The organism is Ruegeria sp. AB7, from assembly GCF_056542625.1.
Window position 1 is genome coordinate 1,153,353 of record NZ_JBQGAC010000001.1, and the last position, 18,535, is coordinate 1,171,887.

An 18,535-nucleotide genomic window follows, 5' to 3' on the forward strand; every position below is an offset into this window, starting at 1 on the left:
CAATGTTAATCTGACAAGACCCTTGAAAGAGGCCAGATTGGTCATGGGCAAAAGCTACGCAACAACCCTAACTCGCTCAACCAAAGTTCTTCTGACAAGACCTTTTCAGTTTCATTGACTCCGATTTTTGGGATCAACGAAAGAGCGCACGCTAAAGAACTGACAGACAGTTTTTCCCCGCAAATCTCGAACTCCGTAGACAAGCAGTCCGATGCTGGCGTTCACGACTTGGCCTTTTGCTTGGTCGGCTGACCACATGTGGGACAGTGATCGACCTGTGATATTGTTTCGGCATGCACGCGGTTTCGGATATGATCGGCAGCTCGGCGCGAGAGACCCAATTGCTTGCGAACTGCGTTTATCTCTTTCTCATCGGCCTCGCAGATATCGCCGTCTTCCAAGGCCTTTCGAAATTCACGTTCCAGGCTGGCCCGTCGGCGGTGCAACTGGTCGTTCAGGCCGCTGGCAATGATCCCTGCAGGCAACGCAGCCATACCGATGCCAATCACGGTGATCGCAGCGCCGAAGATCTTACCGGCAACTGTCACGGGCGTCACGTCGCCATAACCAACGGTCGTCAGCGTTGCCATCGCCCACCACATCGCTGCGGGGATCGAACCGAAGGCATCCGGTTGCGCTTCGTGCTCGGCCAGCCAAGCACCACTGGCCGCAAAAATCAGCATCACCATCAGGATGAAGAAACCTGCAAAAAAGGCGCCAGCCTCTTCCTCAAACACAGCAAGCAGCATGCCGAGCGCGGGGGAATACCGCGTGAGTTTAAGCAGTCGCAACATGCGGAAGGTACGCAGCAGACGCAGGTCAACCGGGAAGATCAAGTAGAGCAGCGCAGGTAAAATCGCTAGTAAATCGATGATGGCGATCGGGGAGACGGCCCATGCAGCGCGCGTTTTGTAACTTGGATTTTCAGTGGCGACCCACAGCCTTGCCGCGTATTCGACCACGAAGACAAACAGAGAAAGACCCTCAAAGAGGTTCAGAGCCAGGCCCCAACGGAAATATATGGAGTCAACCGTTTCCAGGATAACGGCGGCCACGTTCAGCGTGATTAGGGCAATTAGAGCTATTTCAAGCAACCAGGGACCGGTGGCCGCCCGGTCCGGGCGCTCGAGCCACCAATAGACTTTTCTTTTTAGATAGCCTGAACTTGTAAGTGCCTCACTCATGTCGAAACTGCGTCCAGGCGCGCGTCAGGGGGATCGCGATTTGCGATAGCAAAGCTGTCCCCCAGATCAGATTGCCTAACAAAGAGGGGACATGTGGGACGACAAAGAAACAGATGATTGCCAGCACTATCCCGAATACACGCACGTCCCATCGCCCGAAATCCGACGCCAAACGATGTTCTATGACGTTTTGAAGCACCCAAAGCATGGCAATGTAACCGGCAAGACCGAAACAGCCTATGGCGGCATATTCGGTTGGATATGGCTCCCAAAATCCGACTTTGACCTCGGCAGCAAGAGCCACGCCGACCATGACGCCGCAAAGCATCAAAATAAGGTGCGCAAGCCACCAGATGACCAACGTCGACACCTTTTTGTCTTTTGGTTTGGCATTGCCGACAAAGTCGAAATAGATCCAACACATCACGAACATCGAAACGCCACCGATGACGAAGTTGACGAGTACGTCCGGTGATACTTTGTAAATTCCTTTTTCGGACAGGGTGACGACCAGTTTGAAGAACCCTTCGCCTAATACGATCAACGTTAAAAGAGCAAACCGTTCAGCCATATGGCCAAGACGCGGGACAAACCTCTCGAAACGCAGGACTGTGACACCGGGGATCATATACATTGCCTGCGTGGCCACCATCGCGACGGCAAACACCCAGTAAGCAAGAGGAGCAGGCAAAAAGGCTGCAATCGCAAAGATCACCGCAAAGACCGAGAAATTGCGGATCTGGGCCGTCGACATCGACTCGCCTGATGAATTGGCCCGCCGGGCTCGATAGTACAGCGCCGCGATCATGGCCCTGTTCGCAGCAAATCCTAACGCGAAGAAAACCCAACCCTTTCCGTCAATAGCCGGGATCGCCGCTGCCATGAACATCACCGTGCAGATCATCACGGCCATAATCAGCCGATGCCAAAAGTCGGTACTGACGTAGATCGAGTTGAATATGCTGAGTTCGCCCCAAGCGTACCAGAGCGTTATGAAGACTCCGGCGAACACAAGAAACCCATGCAGATCGAGATGATGCGACAGGTAATTGCCCAATAGAAAGATCGTCACGACGTGGATCAGGTCGTAGAACAGCTCGGCCCAGTGGACATGGTCGTGCGCGTGGTCGAGGTCTTGGTGATGTTGCGGCTTCCGCCAGATGGGGTGATCATGCAGTGCCATAAATTAGGAACTCTTCCAAGTTGAAGGGCTGTAGCGGCCGGCATGCGGCCACTCCGACTGAGTTTTTAATTTAAGAGGAAGGTTGTCGCGGAGACTTACGTCATGCAACCCCCACAATGGTTGTTCAGCGATGGCAGGCCGGGCGACACCTGTCCGATCGTGGTTTTTTTTGCGCCGGAAGTGCCTGGTATTCACTGGTGTCACGCGGCCCTGTCGTCTCGTAGATGCAGCAGGATGCGGGCGTAGTTTTCCTCGCCCTGCGCACCGGTCACGAGGTGACGTTGATCGAACACCATTGCAGGCACGCCCCGAACACCTTGGCTGATCCAGAATTGCTCTTTTTGGCGCAAGTGATTGGCCCGATCTTGGCTTTGCAACATGTCTAGCGCATCCACGCGGTTCAGCCCGATGCCTGCGGCCGCGTCGGCGAGAACCTGCATGTCCGAGACGTCCTCGCGACGGGTGAAGAAGGCCGCAAAAAGTGCCTGCTTCATCTCGTGGCCTTTTCCTAGTACCGCTGCCCAGTCAATCAACTGATGCGCTCGGAAGGTGTTATACATCCGCATGTCATCAGCGTAGTTGAACTTGAACCCAAGTGCTGCGCCCATCTCGCTGAGGCGGGCACGCGCCTTGATCGATCCTTCCAAAGTGGTCCCGTATTTTGCCGCCAGATGTTCGCGTAAGTTCTCGCCACCCTCGGCCATCTGCGGGTTCAGCTCGAATGGATGCCAATGGATATCTAGTTCGGTCTGGGTGTCGCGCGCAGCTTTGGCAAGTTGGTGGTAGCCGATCACACACCAAGGGCAAACAACGTCTGACACGATATCGACGCGAATGGGCAGAGCAGCTTGCACGGTTCAGGTTCCTTTTACATCGCTGGAAAAGCGCGACGCGTTTTCCTTAGCAAAGGCGCTGGCATCTGCGTTGGTATCCCAGAATTGGGGGTTGGCCTTTGGGATGGTCAACGCCCGTTGCACGGCCGGCCGGGCGTCAATACGGTCGAACCAGGCGTTCAGATGCGACAGGTCCGACACATCTACCCTTGCCCAGACATATGCACGCGCCCATGGGAACAGCATCATGTCAGCTATGGTGTATTCGTCTGCAGCAATCCATTCGCGCCCGTCCAGACGAGAGTTCATCACCTCCATCAAGCGGCGGCTTTCGTCCACGTAGCGACGGATTGAAAAGGGCTCTTCATGGCCATTAGGCGCAGCGATGTGCTGGAAATACATCGCCTGTCCCATCATCGGTCCTACGTGCCCAACCTGAAACAGCATCCATTGCATGACCTCGGACCGTTTGACCGGGTCCGATGGCAGAAATTTTCCGTATTTCTCGGCCAGATACCACAGGATCGCGCCGGATTCGAAAATCGCGCGCCCTTCCGAACGGTCTTCGATGGTCGGGATCTTTCCGTTCGGGTTCAGCGCCAGATAATCCGGCGCTTTTTGTTCCTGTTTGGAAAAGTTGATGTGAGTCAGGTCGTATGGGACACCTGCCTCTTCCAGAAAGATGACCGGCTTGTAACCGTTCATCGTACCGGCGGTGTAGAGATGGATATCAGGCTGGGACATGTTCAACCTCGGCAAACGTGGTTTTCAGATGCGCGTCAAATCGAGCGAAATCGGTGTCGATTTCTGGGTTCTTCATTACATCAAATGCCGCAAAGGTCGGAAGCGGCTGCATCGCAAAGAACTTTGCGTTCAGGTGCATCGGGCGCAGCAAATCATCGACGCTACCACCGGCAAAGAACGGTTCGGCCTCATTGTTAAACGCTTCTTTCGGGGCGTTGAACGTCACTGAAAGCATGTAAGTCTTATCGCTCAGCGCGCCTCCCATCCCATAATTGGCCTTCGGTGCTTCTGCCGTCCGACCGTCACCGGTACTTAGCCGCCCATCCATTCCAGCGGTGTAAACTTCATCCATGTACTTCTTGAAAACCCACGGAACGCCCATCCAATTCACCGGAAACTGCATGATGACCGTATCGGCCCACATGTGCGCCTCAACCTCAGCATTCGCGTCATAGCCGTCGGCGACAGTTGCCACGCGTACCTCGTGACCCATTGCGGTAAGCATGTCGCGCGCGCGCTCCGTTAGGCTGGCGTTCAACTGCCCGGGGGCGAATTCGTAGGGCTGAGTACCGTTCACGATCAGGATTTTTCTCATGTCCATATCCTATTTGTGTAATCTTGAACCCTTGACTTTCTTCGGGCTCAGAGAGCATTTGATGGTACAGGTGTTGGAAATCAACTAGTATACTTTTGGTAACCTAGTTGCCTAAGCTAAAGGATGACGATGCGAGCGCGGATTGACGAAGATGCCAAAGGGCGCCGACTGGTCTCGGAGGCCTGTGTGGAGCCATGTGCAATAGAACGAGGTATGCGGATCATTGGCGGAAAATGGACCGGGTCTATCTTATGGCACCTCAAAGATGGTCCTGTGCGTTTCAACGATCTGTCGCGCATGATCGGCGGGGCAAGCAAGAAGATGATCACCGAGCGATTGCGTCAACTTGAGGAGCAGGGCTTGGTTGCGAGGCAAGTAATGGATACTGCCCCTATTTCCGTTCAATATTCCATTACCAAGTTTGGCAGAACGGCGCTTGGATTTCTCGATGAACTGCGAAAGTGGAGTGAGGAGTTACCCAACGGTTTGAATCGATAGCATCGGTGTGTGTTATTGTTTCTTCTGATCGCCGTTTGTCAAAATGCAACGACTCGATTTTGATGTGTACAGTTCCCTTCAGACGTCTTGGTTGCGTCAGAGATTTCTTCCGTCATAGATTATCTCAGGAAGGCGAAGTGCGTCCAACTCATCTATGCATCCCAGGTTAACTCGATAGTGGCCAGGGTTCAGCCGCGTCTCGACGAATGTATGAATTCCACAGCGATTGCAAAAATAGTGCCGCGCCGATTCTGTGCCAAATTGGTAGGTTGAGAGAGCGTCCTGCTCACTTCTGATTTTAATTTCTTCAGGCGGGATAACCGTTGCACTCATCACCATGCCTTTGCGGGAACATAGTGAACAATCGCATCGCATTGCATGATCGATGTCGGGTATCGAAAACGTGAATTTTACAGAACCGCAATGACAGCTGCCTTCGAATTTTTTCACCTTTCACTCCACCGGTTGAGTGCGGAAAGAGCGCCCACAAACGATCTGTAGTCACTCAAGGATTGTTCACACATTTATTCGGCCACAATTGGGTCCGTATCCGGAACTGTAGAGGTAAGACCAACTGCGTTCCGGCGGCTACCGTTGATGATTGCCTTGATCAGAGCAAGGCCGATCAGCGGCATTGCCAGCCTCCCGGTCTTCTGGACCGGAAGGCCTAAGGGTATCAGACACTTAAGCCGAATTCACTTCCAAGCTTGGAATTCGTTACCGCCTGAAGCATTCTTGGAAACGTATGTCACTACGGGAACCAACTGTCGACAACAGCCGAGTTGTCTTCAACCCATTGCTTTGCAAATGCTTCGGGGTCCTTTTTCTCGACCGCCAAGGCAAAGGACATTTCCGAGAGCATCTCGGTCTCCAACTTGACATTGCTTAGCATTGCGACGGCATCAGGCTGCGCGCTTTCCAAACTGGTCGCATAACTGACATGAAGATCGTCAGTATCCCAGGCAACGCTGGCGGTCGATTTCTCCAACCAGCCCGGGATCGAGTTGGGCGGCACGATAATCCACTTTGAACTTACGTGCGCTGGCTCGCTCAGAACGACAAGTTCGTGCACTTCGAACATGTAGTGCGGCTGATAACAATAGAATACGACATTCTCGTTCTGTCCGGCAGCAGCCCCCAGTTCTGCCAAGGCGTCGGCTTCATCCATGATCCTGAGGCTCATAGTCTTGTGATAGCCGTAGGAACGTGCACGGACTTGTTCGATGGAAGTGGAAGTCCAACCTTCAGCGCCGATCCAGACTTCACCTTTTCCGTCTCCGTTACTATCAAATTTCTGAGCCATTTCCGGATCGGAAAGCTGCTTGATATCCGTGATACCAGTGCGTTCCGCCGTGCCCTTTGTCACGCACATTCCTTGCGCCCCCTTGGGGCCACTGGACTTTACCTGAACCGTTTTTCGGCCGTCGACATATTCCCGTCGAAGGTAGTCGAGACTGGGCAGCCAGACCTCAGGATGCACATGCAGGGTTCCGGCATCCATAGCCGCAAACATGGCTGCATTGGTGCTATCCTGCAGTTCGACGTCCAAGTCCAGCCGACTTTCCAAGGCAACCTTCAGAATATGTGCGGTGGCTTCCCCCGATGGCCAGTTCGGGACGCCAATGACCATGTCGGCCGCCGAGACTGTAGAAGCGGCAGTTACCGCGGACGCCACACTGATAGCTGCAAAAGATTTACGCGTTTTCATCTCGAAGTCCTTTCATCACTATCAAGCTTCATTCCGCAGCAGATGCCGGGGCGGTGGTCGGAACACCTTCGGCAATTCTTCGACTATCGTTGTAGATCGCCTTAATCAGTGCAAAGCCCATCAGAACCATCGCCAAACTGAATGGCAAAGCCGCAATAACCATCGCGGTTTGAATGGCTCCCAGACCCCCAATGACAAGCAGGGCTCCGACCACCAGTGCCAGGGCGACACCCCAGAAATAGATGTGCGGCTTGGCTTTCGGGCCGTCATCGCCTGCGGCGTTGATTGTATTTACGATCAAAACAGCGGAGTCTGCCGTGGTCACAAGATATGTCAAAAGAAGTACCACAACGATAACTGAGAACACCCATGTCAGATTGTCGTTGAGAATAACGGCCAGTGTCGCAAACAGCTGGTCTGAGATTCCTGCGCCCAGAATCGAGCCCCCAGCCTCACCTGTAAGTTCAAGGTGGATGGCCGTACCGCCAACAAAGGCGAACCAGATGAAACACATCATTGCCGGGACAAGCATTGCACCCAACACAAACTCGCGCACTGTGCGCCCACGCGAAACTCTGGCAAGAAACAGACCAACGAACGGGGTCACTGCGATCCACCAGGCCCAGTAGAACACCGTCCAGCCGCCTTGCCAGCCGGCAAGTGCGGCGCCCGTTTCGGTTCCATCATCTGACCAGACGGTAAAGCTGATTCCCGGCAGCGCCAGTAGGTAATCCCAGATACCGACAAACATGGCCTGCAGACTGAAGAATGTTGCACCGAAAATCAGGAAGAACGCCAACAAGAAAAAGCTCAGCCCCATATTGATATTGGAGAGCCATTTGATCCCTTTGCCGACACCGGAAAGTGCGGACAGGGTCGATGCACCCATGATAACCACAAGGGCGAAGATGATGGCGGCAAAGGACGCTTTTTGTGTTCCTCCCTCATCGGTCACCAGCAACCAGTCACCGAAACCAATCCGGTTAAGGCCGGCTACAAACTGCTCGACACCAAAGCCAAGGGTCTGGGCAACGCCCAGGATAGTTGCCACCACGGCTACGATATCGATGACATGACCAATTGGGCCCGAAAGCGACTTGCCGAAAAGCGGGATGAGCGCGGTGCGCACCGTAAGTGGCAGGCCCCTGCGGTATGAGAAATACGCGAACCCCAGCCCGGCAATTGCATAGCATGCCCAGGCCGATAGCCCCCAATGCGCAAATGACCAGATATAGGCTGACCTTACGGTTTCAGCTGTCTGAGCGGGCACGTCTCCCATAATCACGTGGGGGTTGTTTTGAAAATGGTAAATCGGTTCGGCTGTCGCAAAGGTCAGCATCCCAATGCCGATCCCGGCGCTGAACATCATTGAAAACCAAGAGAAATTCGAAAATTCAGGCCTTTCATCGTCCTGACCCAACCGAAGCCTGCCAGAAGCCGGCAATGCCGCCAGAACAAGGCAGAGTATGAGGAAAAACGATACTGCGTAGATGTACCAAGAGTTAAAGCTCGCCAGAATGAAGCCATTCAATGTTCCTAGTGTCTCTGCAGCACTCTCCGGAAAGGCCACGGCCCACACGATGAGCAAACCCACCAGGATTTTCGCGGAAACGGCAACGTTCTTTGAGAACCCTTCATAAAAGCCGCTCTCTGAAACTGGAATGTCCAATTCGCCTAAAGGTGGTTTCATACTTTCCTCCATTGTATGCTAATTTTGAACCGTCAGCGGACCGTGTCATGGGTTTGCTGGCGGCCTTTGGATATTGCGAATGCCAGCTAGGCCGTTTCTCCCATCAGGCGCTTATCGAGCGGGTAGGTCGAAATCGTTTCGAACCCGCTTTCAGTTACAACTCCCTGATCCTCCAGCTTGACCATGTGGTCGCCGCCGACCTCACCCACCAGCGCTTCGACACACAGCGTCAGCCCGGGTTCGAGAATGGCGTCGAAGGCGCCGTCCACCAGTCGGTCGGGATAGGCGATCAATGGCCATTCGTCGCACAGGCCCACACCATGCATCGGAGAGGAATATTTCAGCGCCTGATACTTGTCCTGCAGCACATGCAATGAGCGTGTCAGCTCCTCCATGTGGAGGCCGGGGCGCAGGAGCGCCGTGTTGTAGCGGATGTGCTCGACGGCCTCGGCGTAACTCTCGCGCATATGTTTCGGCGCCAGTTCGTCACCGATCCACCATGTACGGCTGAGGTCCGCGCAAATGCCATATGGCCCGATCAGATCAGTGTCGAAGGCGAGGATCTCGTTCTCGGCGATGACCCGAGGTCCACATTCCTGAAACCACGGGTTCGTGCGTGGCCCCGAGGTGAGCAGCCGTGTCTCGATCCATTCGCCGCCACGCTTGATGTTCTCGGCATGGAGCACGGCCCAGACATCGTCCTCGGTCACCCCGCCCTTTGGAATTTCTGCGCGCGCGAACTCTTCCATGGCGGCCATCGAACGCTCGCAGGAATGTATGGCGCAGCGCATGGCGCGTAACTCGTGCTCGGTCTTGATGCCCCGTGTGCGTTCGGTGACTTCCTCGCCGTCGCGATACTCCAGCCCCGCTCGGCGGATCGCGTCCAGTCCCGCAGGCTGGATCTTGTCTATCCCGATCTGTGTATAGCCCGGCGCATGGGTGGCCAGCAGGTCCGCCACCTCGGCAGCGAAGGTGTCGGCCGCTGGCCCAATCCGGTCGCCACGGGCGAAGTAGAACATGTCAGCGCCAGATCGGCTCTCGCGGACAAGCGGATTATACTCGGCGAGGAACGGCGCATTCTTGTAGTCCCAAAGCACCATGTATCCGTCGGCACATAGCAGGCAGGCTCGGAACGGGTTGTGGGTGTTCCACAATTGCATGTTTGTCGTGTCGGTCGCATAGCGGATGTTCAGGGGATCGAACATCAGCAACCCCCCATAGCCGCGGGCCACAATAGCGTCGGTCAGGCGCTGATGCCGGGCCTTGCGCATCTCGGTCAGATCGGGCAACGCCAACCCCGCCTCGCGCCATTCAGCATGTGCAAGTGCGGTCGGCCCAATCTCGACCCGGTCGCCGTCATTTGCCGTCCCATCGCCAAGACGAACGCCCTGGCTAGGGTCAATCTTGCGCCGATGACTGTAATGGGTGTTCATTCTATGGCTTCCTTTCAGGCGCTTGATGGCAAGCAAAAAAGGCCGCGCCCTGACGTGCGCGGCCTCTCATTCAAGCTGCGTTCATAGCTTGATCTGCGAATTCCCCCATTGACGTATCCGGGGTGCGATCATTTGCAGTGTTGTTGATCGGAACACCGAAGGCACAAGGGATCATTCTGCGCTCTGCTTCGCCGTAGGCACAGTTTAATTTCGTTGTGATCAGTGTTGTCTGAGTCGATTGCATTGCCGTTCTCCGAAGCTAGTGCGCAAGCACAATCTTTTCGTCACGAGGCAGTATCCCGAAGTGTCTTTTGTAGTGTTTGGAAAACAGGCCTTGTGTTGAGAACCCGCAGGCCGTGGCAACGTCGATCACGCGCATCTGAGTTTGCTGCAGCAATGCCCGCGCCCTCTCGAGCCTCAGAACCATCATGTAGGTCTTAGGACTCATCCCCAGATATCGACTAAAAAGCCTTTCAAGTTGCCGTGTCGATATTCCGACCTGGCGAGCGACTACCGACGGTGAAACAGACTCTTCCCAGGTTTCCTGCATATAGCTCAGTGCTTTGGATAGCTTTTCGTTCCGGTGTTTCGGACCATAAAGACTGGAGATACTCTGACGGCAATTTCCGTCACGCATAGACCCACAAAGGAGCTGGTCAGCAACCTGACTGGATGCTTCCGGCCCTGCTTTTTGGCGGATCAGCGCAGAAAAAAGGTCCAGTGTGGCGGCTCCGCCCCCACAGGATACGATATTTGAAGTCTCTTCAAAAATTGTGCAGGTAGGCTCCAGATCCAGATAGCCTTCTTCAAAAACAGGCTTCATTCTCCAGTGTGTGCTAATGCGCCCTTCGATCGCTATGCCGATCCGGGCGAGAAACAGTGCACCACCTCCTAGACCGCATAGTCGTGCTCCTAGTCTTGCGGCTTGCCGTAGCCAAGCCGCAGTCCTTCCAGACTTAGAGTAGTTTTGGGAATTGAAGGCGCAGCAAACAACGATGCAATCTCCACGGTGCACATCAGGCAGGGCACTATCGACTGCTACTGTCAGCCCTGAAGAAGAATTTATGCTATCGCCCGTTTCGCTGGCTGTTTTCCACTGAAAGAAGGCCTTACCCATTGCTTCGTTGGCGGCGGCCAGAGAGTCGATGCCGGATCCCAGTTCCAATGCCGAGAACCCGGGCATCAATAAGAATACGAAGCGGTTCACCTCAACAAGTTCACTTAGAACCACATCTATGTCTTTCTCTGGCCGCCCCATGGTTTTTCTCCTGATCAAGAACGCATGTTTGCGCCGTTGGCGTCGTAGATTGGTCCTGCCAGAACCAGCGCGTCGTAAAAGTTGCCCAGAATTTCCACCTGAAGCGTCGTTCCCGGCAGTGCGAACTCGGCTGCGACGTAACCCATCGCCATCGACTTGCCGACATGGTGCGCATAGCCGCCCGAGCTGACGTAGCCGACCGGTTCACCATCTTTCAGGATCGCCTCGTCATGGGCCACGTCGATCCGCTCGACGTCGATGGTCATTGTCACCAACTTCTGCGAGACCCCTTCATCGCGGGCTTTCAGCGTTGCTTCTTTGCCGACGAAGTCCTTCTTCCAGTTGATGAAGACATCCATGCCGGATTCGACAGCGTCGAAGTCGGGACGGTATTCCATCGTCCAGACGCCCCAGCCCTTCTCGAGTCGCATCGACAGCAACGCACGCGCGCCGTACCAGCGATAGCCCAGATCGGCGCCGGCCTCTTCGATGGCGTCTGCCAGGCGCATCAGGTATTGCGGTTTGCAATAGATTTCGTAGCCCAATTCGCCAGAGAAGCTGATCCGGTTAATGATCACCGGCACGCCGCCGACAAAGGTCTGGCGCAGGTCGCGGAACTTGAAGGCTTCGGCTGAAACATCGTCCCGCGTGATCCGGGCCAGCAGGTCTCGCGATTTCGGGCCAGACAATGCAATGCCGTGCCAGTCGTCTGAAACGTTGGCATAAGAAATGCCCGCAGGCAGGTCTTTTTCGAACCAGCGGCGGTGTGCCTCTTGCATCGCGCCCGAGCCGAACAGCATAAAGTGATCCTCGGCCAGGCAAGCCACCGTCAGGTCGCCGTAAAGCTTGCCCTTGGGTGTCAGCATCGGCGTCAGAGCCAGGCGTCCGGGCTTGGGAACAAACCCGGCAAGGATATGGTTCAGGTATTCGCGAACACCCTCGCCCTTGAACTCATGCTTGGCAAAGTTGGCAATCTCAATGCCACCTACGGCCTCGCGCACGGCCTTGATCTCCCGTCCGACATAATCGTGAGATCGGTTGCGCTCGAACGAGGGAACCTCGTGCGCATCTTCCGGGCCATCGGCAAACCAGAGTACGTTTTCGAGGCCGAAACCCTGATCCATCACCGCACCTTTGGCGATCATGCGATCATAAAGCGCGGTGGTCTTTTGCTTGCGGCCCTTAGGCAGGGTTTCGTTCGGGAAGGTCATCACGAACCGGCGTTCGTAGTTTTCCGACGACTTGATTGTGCCCCAGTCGGGTGTCGCGAACTCACCAAAACGCGCCACGTCCATCGCCCAGACATCGATGGATGGCTCGCCGTCGATCATCCATTCCGCAAGGGTCAGGCCCACGCCGCCGCCCTGGCAGAAGCCCGCCATGACACCAACAGCGACCCAGTAGTTTTTCATACCTGGAACAGGGCCGATCAGCGGGTTGCCATCAGGGCCAAATGTGAACGGACCGTTGATCACATCCTTGATCCCGGCATAGGCCATTGCCGGAAGACGCTCGAACGCGGTTTCCAGACGATCCGCCACGCGATCCAGATCCGGCGGCAGCAGTTCATGACCGAAATCCCAGGGCGTTCCGCCGACTTTCCAAGGGGTTGCCTGGGCCTCATAGGTACCCAGCAACATGCCCTGCCCTTCCTGGCGGCAGTACACGTTGGCCTCAAAGTCGATGCCATGCGGTAGCTGCTGACCGAAGTTCACGACCTCGTCCATGCGCTCGGTGATCAGGTAGTGGTGCTCCATCGGCTGAACCGGCAGATGAAGGCCCGCCATGTGACCCACCTCACGCGCCCACAGACCGCCGCAGTTCACGACATGCTCTGCATTGATCGTGCCTTTGGGGGTGACAATGTCCCAGCTGCCATCTGGGCGCTGTGTCATATCGGTGGCGCCACAGTGGGTGAAATACTGGGCACCATGCGCCTTGGCCGCCTTGGCAAAAGCGTAGGTCGTGCCGGACGGGTCCAGATGGCCGTCCTGTGCGTCCCAAAGAACCGCGTGATAGTGGTCCGGATCGATCAGCGGATGACGCTCGGCCAGCTCTTTGGGCGAGATGAATTCCTGATCCAGCCCCATGTAGCGCGCTTTCGAACGCTCGCCCTTCAGGTAATCATACCATTCCTTGGTCGAGGCGGCATAAAAGCCACCAGTTTGATGTAGACCAACGGATTGCCCGGACAGTTCTTCGATCTCTTTATAAAGATTGATCGTGTATGATTGCAGGCGCGAGATATTCGGATCCGAGCTGATGGTGTGGATACCGCCGGCCGCGTGCCAGGATGAGCCGGATGTCAGCTCGTCACGTTCAAGCAGGACCGCATCCTTCCAACCGAACTTGGCCAGGTGGAACAGGATCGAGCAACCAACAACGCCGCCGCCAATAACAACGACTTTGGCGTGCGACGGCAGTTTCTTTCCGCCTGTGGACTCGTCGGTCTGAATAGTAGGCATATTTCGTTTTTCCTCAGGAATTCAGCTTTCACTCTGACTGCATTTGGGTGCACACTCCTCGTTTTGACCCAAAGCATCTATCTCGGTGAAAAGGGGTTCTCTTCTTTGCAGTGGATTGCTGGTCGGCAGAACGATCCCGGTCATCGCGATCGTCCTGCCGAACCTGCAAATGTCAGAAATCCGTGGCAGCGCCACCCTCGGCCTTGCGTTTGGCAACAAAGGCGTCAAGCTCGTCTTTTATCGCCGGATCCAGGGCTGGGGCTTCGTAGGAGGCAAGGCGGTTTTTCCACTCTGCGTTGGCACGCTCGATCGCAATCGGCGATCCGGCCTCCTGCCAGGTCTCAAAGTTGCGCCAGTCACTCAGGATTGGCGAATAGAAGGCGTCGCGATAACGCGCCTGGGTGTGTTCAGTGCCAAAGAAGTGACCCGCTGGCCCAACCTCATTGATGGCTTCCAGCGCAAGGTCTTCCGGGCTAGTCGAAACCGGCTGAAGAAATTCCGTGACCATCTGCAGCAAGTCGATGTCAAGCATCACCTTCTCATACGAGCAGCACAGCCCTCCTTCGAGCCACCCTGCCCCGTGCATGAGCATGTTGGCGCCGCCATTGATCGCACCCCAAAGCGAGAAGACCGCCTCATACGCCGCTTGCGAGTCAACCGTGTTGGCCGCGCACACATTCGAAGAGCGATACGGAATGCCGTAGCGTCGCGCCAGCTGTCCACCGATATGCTGCGCCTTCATGTATTCCGGTGTGCCAAACGCTGGCGAGCCGGTCTTCATATCCACGTTGGACGTGAAGCCGCCATACATCACCGGCGCACCTGGCCGCACCATTTGGGTAAAGGCCACACCCGCCAGAGCTTCGGCGTTTTGCAGCGTTACGGCACCCGCAATCGTAACGGGCGCCATCGCCCCTGCCAGCGTGAAGGGTGTGATCACAACAGGCTGGCCCATCTCGGACAACGCCATCACGCCCTGCATCATCGGAATATCGAGCTGGAGAGGAGAGTTCGTGTTGATGATCGAGAACATACAGGCCTGATCACGCATCTGGTCGTGCGTCAGACCATGGGCAATCCGCGTCATCTCGATTGCATCGGAGACACGCTCCTCACCAAGTGAGTAGATGCAATAGGCCTTGTCGGTCAGCGTGATGTAATCCTGAATACAGTCAAGATGGCGGATAGATGCGTGAATATCGACAGGCTCCACCGGATACCCACCCGTCACGTTTAGAACGTTGTGCATCTGGGCCAATCGGAGGAAGTTGCGAAAATCTTCCTGATTGCCTGCGCGCCGGCCCCGATCCGTATCCGAACAATTCGGCGCGCTTGCCATCATGTTGAATACAATGTTGTTTCCGCCCATGGTCACGTTGTGCTGGGCGCTTCGCGCGTGGAGCGTGAATTCAGACGGCACGCTTGCAATGGCTTCGTTTATCAGATCGGGATCGAAGCGCACACGTACTTCACCGTCCCGGACATCAGCCCCCGCTTTTTTCATCACTGCACGCGCGTCGTCATGCAAGACATCCAGGCCGGTTTCTGAAAGCAGTTTCAGGGATGCCTGGTGAATGTGTTCAACCTGATCATCCGAAATCAGCTCAACGGCAGGATAGGAACGCTTAAGCTGCGCGAACGGGCGCTGCACGATTGCCGGGGCTGGTACCCCGCCATCACGGCGACGCCCACGGCGCCCGCGCGCTTTCTGGGCCAGTTGTTCAGTTGTCATCCGATAGTACCTTCATTGCCGGAGTTAAGCCTGAGAACGAGTGGATTGGGCGTTACGCCTCAAGTCATTTGCTGCTTACGGCGGCAGGCAAAGAAACCTGACCGCGATTCGTCGCTCAATCCTGCGTGGGCCCGCGAACGGAAAAGTCCGCTATTACTTGGAGGTACCAGTCGCTGTTTCATTTTTAATTTTCCAATATGCCGCACGAGATGCGGTATATTGGATAGTTACCATATTTCAGTCAATAGGTTTTATAGGCCCTCTCAGACTGACGCTGTAGGTTCCTGATATTGAGTCGGCTGAGCCACAAGAAGGATGGCCTCCGTTTCTCCATCCGCCTCGTTGTTAATGCGATGATTGCAGTCACTGCGGTATCGCAATGTATCGCCCGCCTCAGCCCGAACAGTTCGTCCAGCGACCGTTACCGACAGTGAGCCGGACAGGCAGGTCAGGTGCTCGAAGGTTCCAGGCGCATGGGGCTTTGAATCAAGCTCTGCTCCGACCTTCATGAGAAGCCTGTGCCACTCTACGGGAAGAACAGTGCGTCGCGGGCTCAGCATATAAATCTCGCATTTACCGTCCGCACTTCGCTGCATCGGCGTGGAATAGTGATGAAGATGCTCGATTGGATCCTCGCCACCAGGCGTGCCCTCAAGCAAGCTAAGGTCAACGCCAAGTGCCTGAGAAAGGGCCCAGACTATGGAAAAGGTCGGGTTGGTGGCACCCCTCTCAATGGCGGATAGCATCGATCGGGACACCCCTGTACGCTCAGAGAGTCGCTCAAGGGTCAGGCCCAGCGATTTCCTGGCTTCCTTCATAATTTTCCCGATTTCAGGTGTAGGTAAAGGTGTGTTCATTCCGTAATTCCACTATATTAGATTTTTGTTTACGAACGATAGAGGTCTTGCTAAATCCACAATATTAGAAATCTTGGAAAATGCCATGCTCTACTCAAGTACTCGCGGGAGCGCACCCGCTCGATCTCTCCGAGAGTTGCTAAGCCGTGGAACTGCCGAAGATGGCGGTCTTTACGTGCCTGAGGCCTGGCCCGAACTTACATCCAGCGAATTGGCCACGCTGAGCCGGCGGGCCTACGACCAGATTGCATCGGATGTTCTGGCACTGTTTGGCGGAGCAGAGTGGCAACAGTGCGACTTCACCACAGGCATAAGAAAAGCGCTGGCCGGTTTCGAACGCAATGATGGCCCACCTCTGTCTCGCCTGGATGACCAGATGTGGAGCATGGAGCTTTTCCATGGCCCCACGCTCGCTTTCAAGGATTACGCCCTCGCCCCTTTGGCGGAAGCGATCGATCGGGAACTCACAATCACTGACAAGCGCGCGACCGTACTCTGCGCAACGTCGGGAGATACTGGCGCAGCCACCGCAAATGCCTTTGCGGGACGTTCGCGAGCCAATGCAGTAATTCTGTTTCCGGAGGGCCGCGTCTCTGATGTTCAACGCAAGCAGATGACCTGCCTGGGAGCCGCAAACGTTCAGGCAATTTCCGTTCGAGGCGACTTTGATGACTGCCAATGCCTAGTCAAAAACCTGTATCAAAGCGAAGCTGCCAAAGAATATAGCTATACGGCTGTGAATTCGATCAACCTGGCCCGGATCCTCCTTCAGACGTCCTACTACATTTACGCTTCGGTCAAAATCCACAACGATTACGGCCGACCCGTGAACTTTGCTGTCCCCAGCGGGAATTTTGGAAATGTCTTTGCGGGCTATATCGCGAAGCAAATGGGCGCTCCCATTGGGAAGTTGATCGTCACATCGAACGAAAATGATGTCCTCCCCCGGCTGTTCGAGACTGGTATGATGTCGAAGGCAGAGACAATACCTACGATCTCGCCGAGCATGGATATTCAGGTTTCCAGCAACTTTGAGCGTATGCTGTGGATTCTGAAAGGACGCGACGGGAACGCAACGCGCGACATGCAAAAGCAGCTCGCTGAGCAGTCTATTTACGAACTTTCGCAATCCGAGCATTCAAGACTGACCAAAGACTTCGATGCGATGAAGTGCGGCAAAGATGATGCCTTAAACACCATGCGCCAGATCCATAAGCAGTTCGGCAAGATCATTTGCCCACATTCGGCAACCGGCTACTTCGCGGCGGATCAGCTGAGGGCAACGCTTAACGGACCCATTGTTGTCGCTGAAACAGCCCACCCGGCAAAATTCCCGACGGCAGTTGTAGAAGCGCTTGGAACACTCCCAGAAACTCCGGCGCGGCTGGAAGCCTTGTTTGCCCGCGAAGAAGAGTTCGCAACCGTCGATCCGACGGTTGAAGCGGTGCAAAGTGTGATTGATGGAAAATTCGCAACACCATGAAGCTGACGTGTGTAACCCCGGAAGTTCAATCTCTTCTGAGTGAACCGCGTGACATACTTCTGATCGGGATGTCGGGAATTGGAAAGACGCTTCTTTCGAGCTTTTTGAACCAATCCGGGGCGTGGCGCTATGTGTCGATAGACGCCCAAATCCAAGGGCAGTATTTGCGCAAGCAGATACTTGACGCATTCAATGCCGAGGTCAGCAAGGGAGCTATGCTGTCCAGGCTGCAGGAACTGGGCATTCTCAACTTGGACGACGAATTGTGCAAGGACACGCTTGCGCCATTGACTTCCTATTTGGGGATGCCTGGAGACCCAGACAGAGGCGGGATTGAATTCAACGAATATGTGAAACGGCAGAACTTTCATAGGCAGGCTGAACTCACCGCAGTCGAAGGCCTTCTTAGCCTGGAATCCGATCAGCCAGTTCTGGCTGATTCAAGCGGGTCGTTCTGCGAATTGTTTGCGGCTGGTGATCCCACATTTTCTGCTTTGAAAGAAAGGTTCGTCATCGTTTCGCTTAGGGAGAGCGATGAACTCGTCCAGAACCTGATAGTCAGGTACGTTGAGAACCCAAAACCAATTTACTATCCTCCAGACCTGCTTTCTGAATATTGGAGTGAGTATTCAGAAATGGCCGGAGACCGAGACAGTGATATCGATCCAACGATGTTCGCGCTTTGGTCGTATCAGAAGCTAATTTCGGTCAGGCGAGATAAATTTGCGGCACTAGCTAGGCACAGCGACATATCTATTAGTGCCGCAGATTTGCGATACGCCTGAGTCTTCATCGACCAACGCGCCGGGCCATGTTGAGAACGATTATTCTTCGAACACTATTATGTCTTGCGTCAAGTTGACCTCCATCAC

16 protein-coding genes are annotated in these 18,535 nt (G+C 55.0%); 3 read left to right on the top strand and 13 right to left on the bottom strand.

Annotated features, from left to right (window positions below; translation table 11 throughout):
- Nucleotides 1-221 precede the first annotated feature (221 nt).
- The 5 genes from ACR0EN_RS05790 to ACR0EN_RS05810 all read right to left on the bottom strand — a co-directional run bounded on the left by ACR0EN_RS05790 (nt 222) and on the right by ACR0EN_RS05810 (nt 4,539).
- Nucleotides 222-1,184: an ion transporter gene (locus ACR0EN_RS05790; RefSeq protein ID WP_170567740.1), complete on the bottom strand. Its 963-nt coding sequence runs from the start codon at nt 1,182-1,184 to the stop codon at nt 222-224.
- Entirely contained in the window at nt 1,177-2,367 is a 1,191-nt protein-coding gene (locus ACR0EN_RS05795) for a low temperature requirement protein A (protein ID WP_120981189.1), read from the bottom strand. The genes ACR0EN_RS05790 and ACR0EN_RS05795 overlap by 8 nt, the downstream gene beginning before the upstream one ends.
- A gap of 200 nt (nt 2,368-2,567) precedes the next feature.
- A complete protein-coding gene (locus tag ACR0EN_RS05800; protein WP_480585619.1) occupies nt 2,568-3,221 on the bottom strand; it encodes a DsbA family oxidoreductase in 654 nt (217 codons plus the stop codon).
- Nucleotides 3,222-3,224: 3 nt separating this feature from the next.
- On the bottom strand, nt 3,225-3,944 hold the full coding sequence (locus ACR0EN_RS05805) for a glutathione S-transferase family protein (protein ID WP_170567742.1): 720 nt from the start codon (nt 3,942-3,944) through the stop codon (nt 3,225-3,227).
- Nucleotides 3,931-4,539, bottom strand: a complete 609-nt coding sequence (locus tag ACR0EN_RS05810) for an NAD(P)H-dependent oxidoreductase (RefSeq protein ID WP_170510850.1) — start codon at nt 4,537-4,539, stop codon at nt 3,931-3,933. Before ACR0EN_RS05810 ends, ACR0EN_RS05805 begins: the two co-directional genes overlap by 14 nt.
- A gap of 213 nt (nt 4,540-4,752) precedes the next feature.
- Between ACR0EN_RS05810 and ACR0EN_RS05815 the strand changes: the two genes are divergently transcribed.
- A complete protein-coding gene (locus tag ACR0EN_RS05815; protein WP_259462647.1) occupies nt 4,753-5,037 on the top strand; it encodes a winged helix-turn-helix transcriptional regulator in 285 nt (94 codons plus the stop codon).
- A gap of 96 nt (nt 5,038-5,133) precedes the next feature.
- On the opposite strand, the gene ACR0EN_RS05820 is transcribed toward ACR0EN_RS05815, so the two are convergent.
- The 8 genes from ACR0EN_RS05820 to ACR0EN_RS05855 all read right to left on the bottom strand — a co-directional run bounded on the left by ACR0EN_RS05820 (nt 5,134) and on the right by ACR0EN_RS05855 (nt 16,180).
- A complete protein-coding gene (locus ACR0EN_RS05820) occupies nt 5,134-5,487 on the bottom strand; it encodes a GFA family protein (RefSeq protein WP_120981186.1) in 354 nt (117 codons plus the stop codon).
- Nucleotides 5,488-5,788: 301 nt separating this feature from the next.
- The gene (locus tag ACR0EN_RS05825; protein WP_120981185.1) at nt 5,789-6,745 is read right to left on the bottom strand and encodes an ABC transporter substrate-binding protein; all 957 of its coding nucleotides are present in this window, start codon (nt 6,743-6,745) and stop codon (nt 5,789-5,791) included.
- Nucleotides 6,746-6,773: 28 nt separating this feature from the next.
- Nucleotides 6,774-8,435 (bottom strand): BCCT family transporter, encoded by a 1,662-nt coding sequence (locus tag ACR0EN_RS05830; protein WP_480585622.1) that lies wholly within the window; start codon nt 8,433-8,435, stop codon nt 6,774-6,776.
- Nucleotides 8,436-8,521: 86 nt separating this feature from the next.
- Complete coding sequence (gene dddP / locus ACR0EN_RS05835) at nt 8,522-9,868, bottom strand: dimethylsulfonioproprionate lyase DddP (protein ID WP_480585625.1); 1,347 nt, start codon at nt 9,866-9,868, stop codon at nt 8,522-8,524.
- Nucleotides 9,869-10,127: 259 nt separating this feature from the next.
- On the bottom strand, nt 10,128-11,126 hold the full coding sequence (locus tag ACR0EN_RS05840) for a GlxA family transcriptional regulator (RefSeq protein WP_480585628.1): 999 nt from the start codon (nt 11,124-11,126) through the stop codon (nt 10,128-10,130).
- 14 nt (nt 11,127-11,140) lie between these two features.
- Nucleotides 11,141-13,591 (bottom strand): GcvT family protein, encoded by a 2,451-nt coding sequence (locus ACR0EN_RS05845; protein WP_480585631.1) that lies wholly within the window; start codon nt 13,589-13,591, stop codon nt 11,141-11,143.
- Between the two features lie 172 nt (nt 13,592-13,763).
- Nucleotides 13,764-15,323: a trimethylamine methyltransferase family protein gene (locus tag ACR0EN_RS05850; protein ID WP_480585634.1), complete on the bottom strand. Its 1,560-nt coding sequence runs from the start codon at nt 15,321-15,323 to the stop codon at nt 13,764-13,766.
- A 263-nt stretch (nt 15,324-15,586) separates the two neighbouring features.
- Nucleotides 15,587-16,180 carry a helix-turn-helix domain-containing protein gene (locus ACR0EN_RS05855; RefSeq protein WP_083829029.1) on the bottom strand — a complete coding sequence of 198 codons (594 nt, stop codon included), beginning with the start codon at nt 16,178-16,180 and terminating at the stop codon, nt 15,587-15,589.
- Between the two features lie 85 nt (nt 16,181-16,265).
- On the opposite strand from ACR0EN_RS05855, the gene thrC reads away from it, so the two are divergent.
- Nucleotides 16,266-17,663: a threonine synthase gene (gene thrC / locus ACR0EN_RS05860; RefSeq protein ID WP_480585703.1), complete on the top strand. Its 1,398-nt coding sequence runs from the start codon at nt 16,266-16,268 to the stop codon at nt 17,661-17,663.
- Entirely contained in the window at nt 17,660-18,448 is a 789-nt protein-coding gene (locus tag ACR0EN_RS05865; protein WP_480585636.1) for a hypothetical protein, read from the top strand. Before thrC ends, ACR0EN_RS05865 begins: the two co-directional genes overlap by 4 nt.
- Nucleotides 18,449-18,535: the final 87 nt, after the last annotated feature.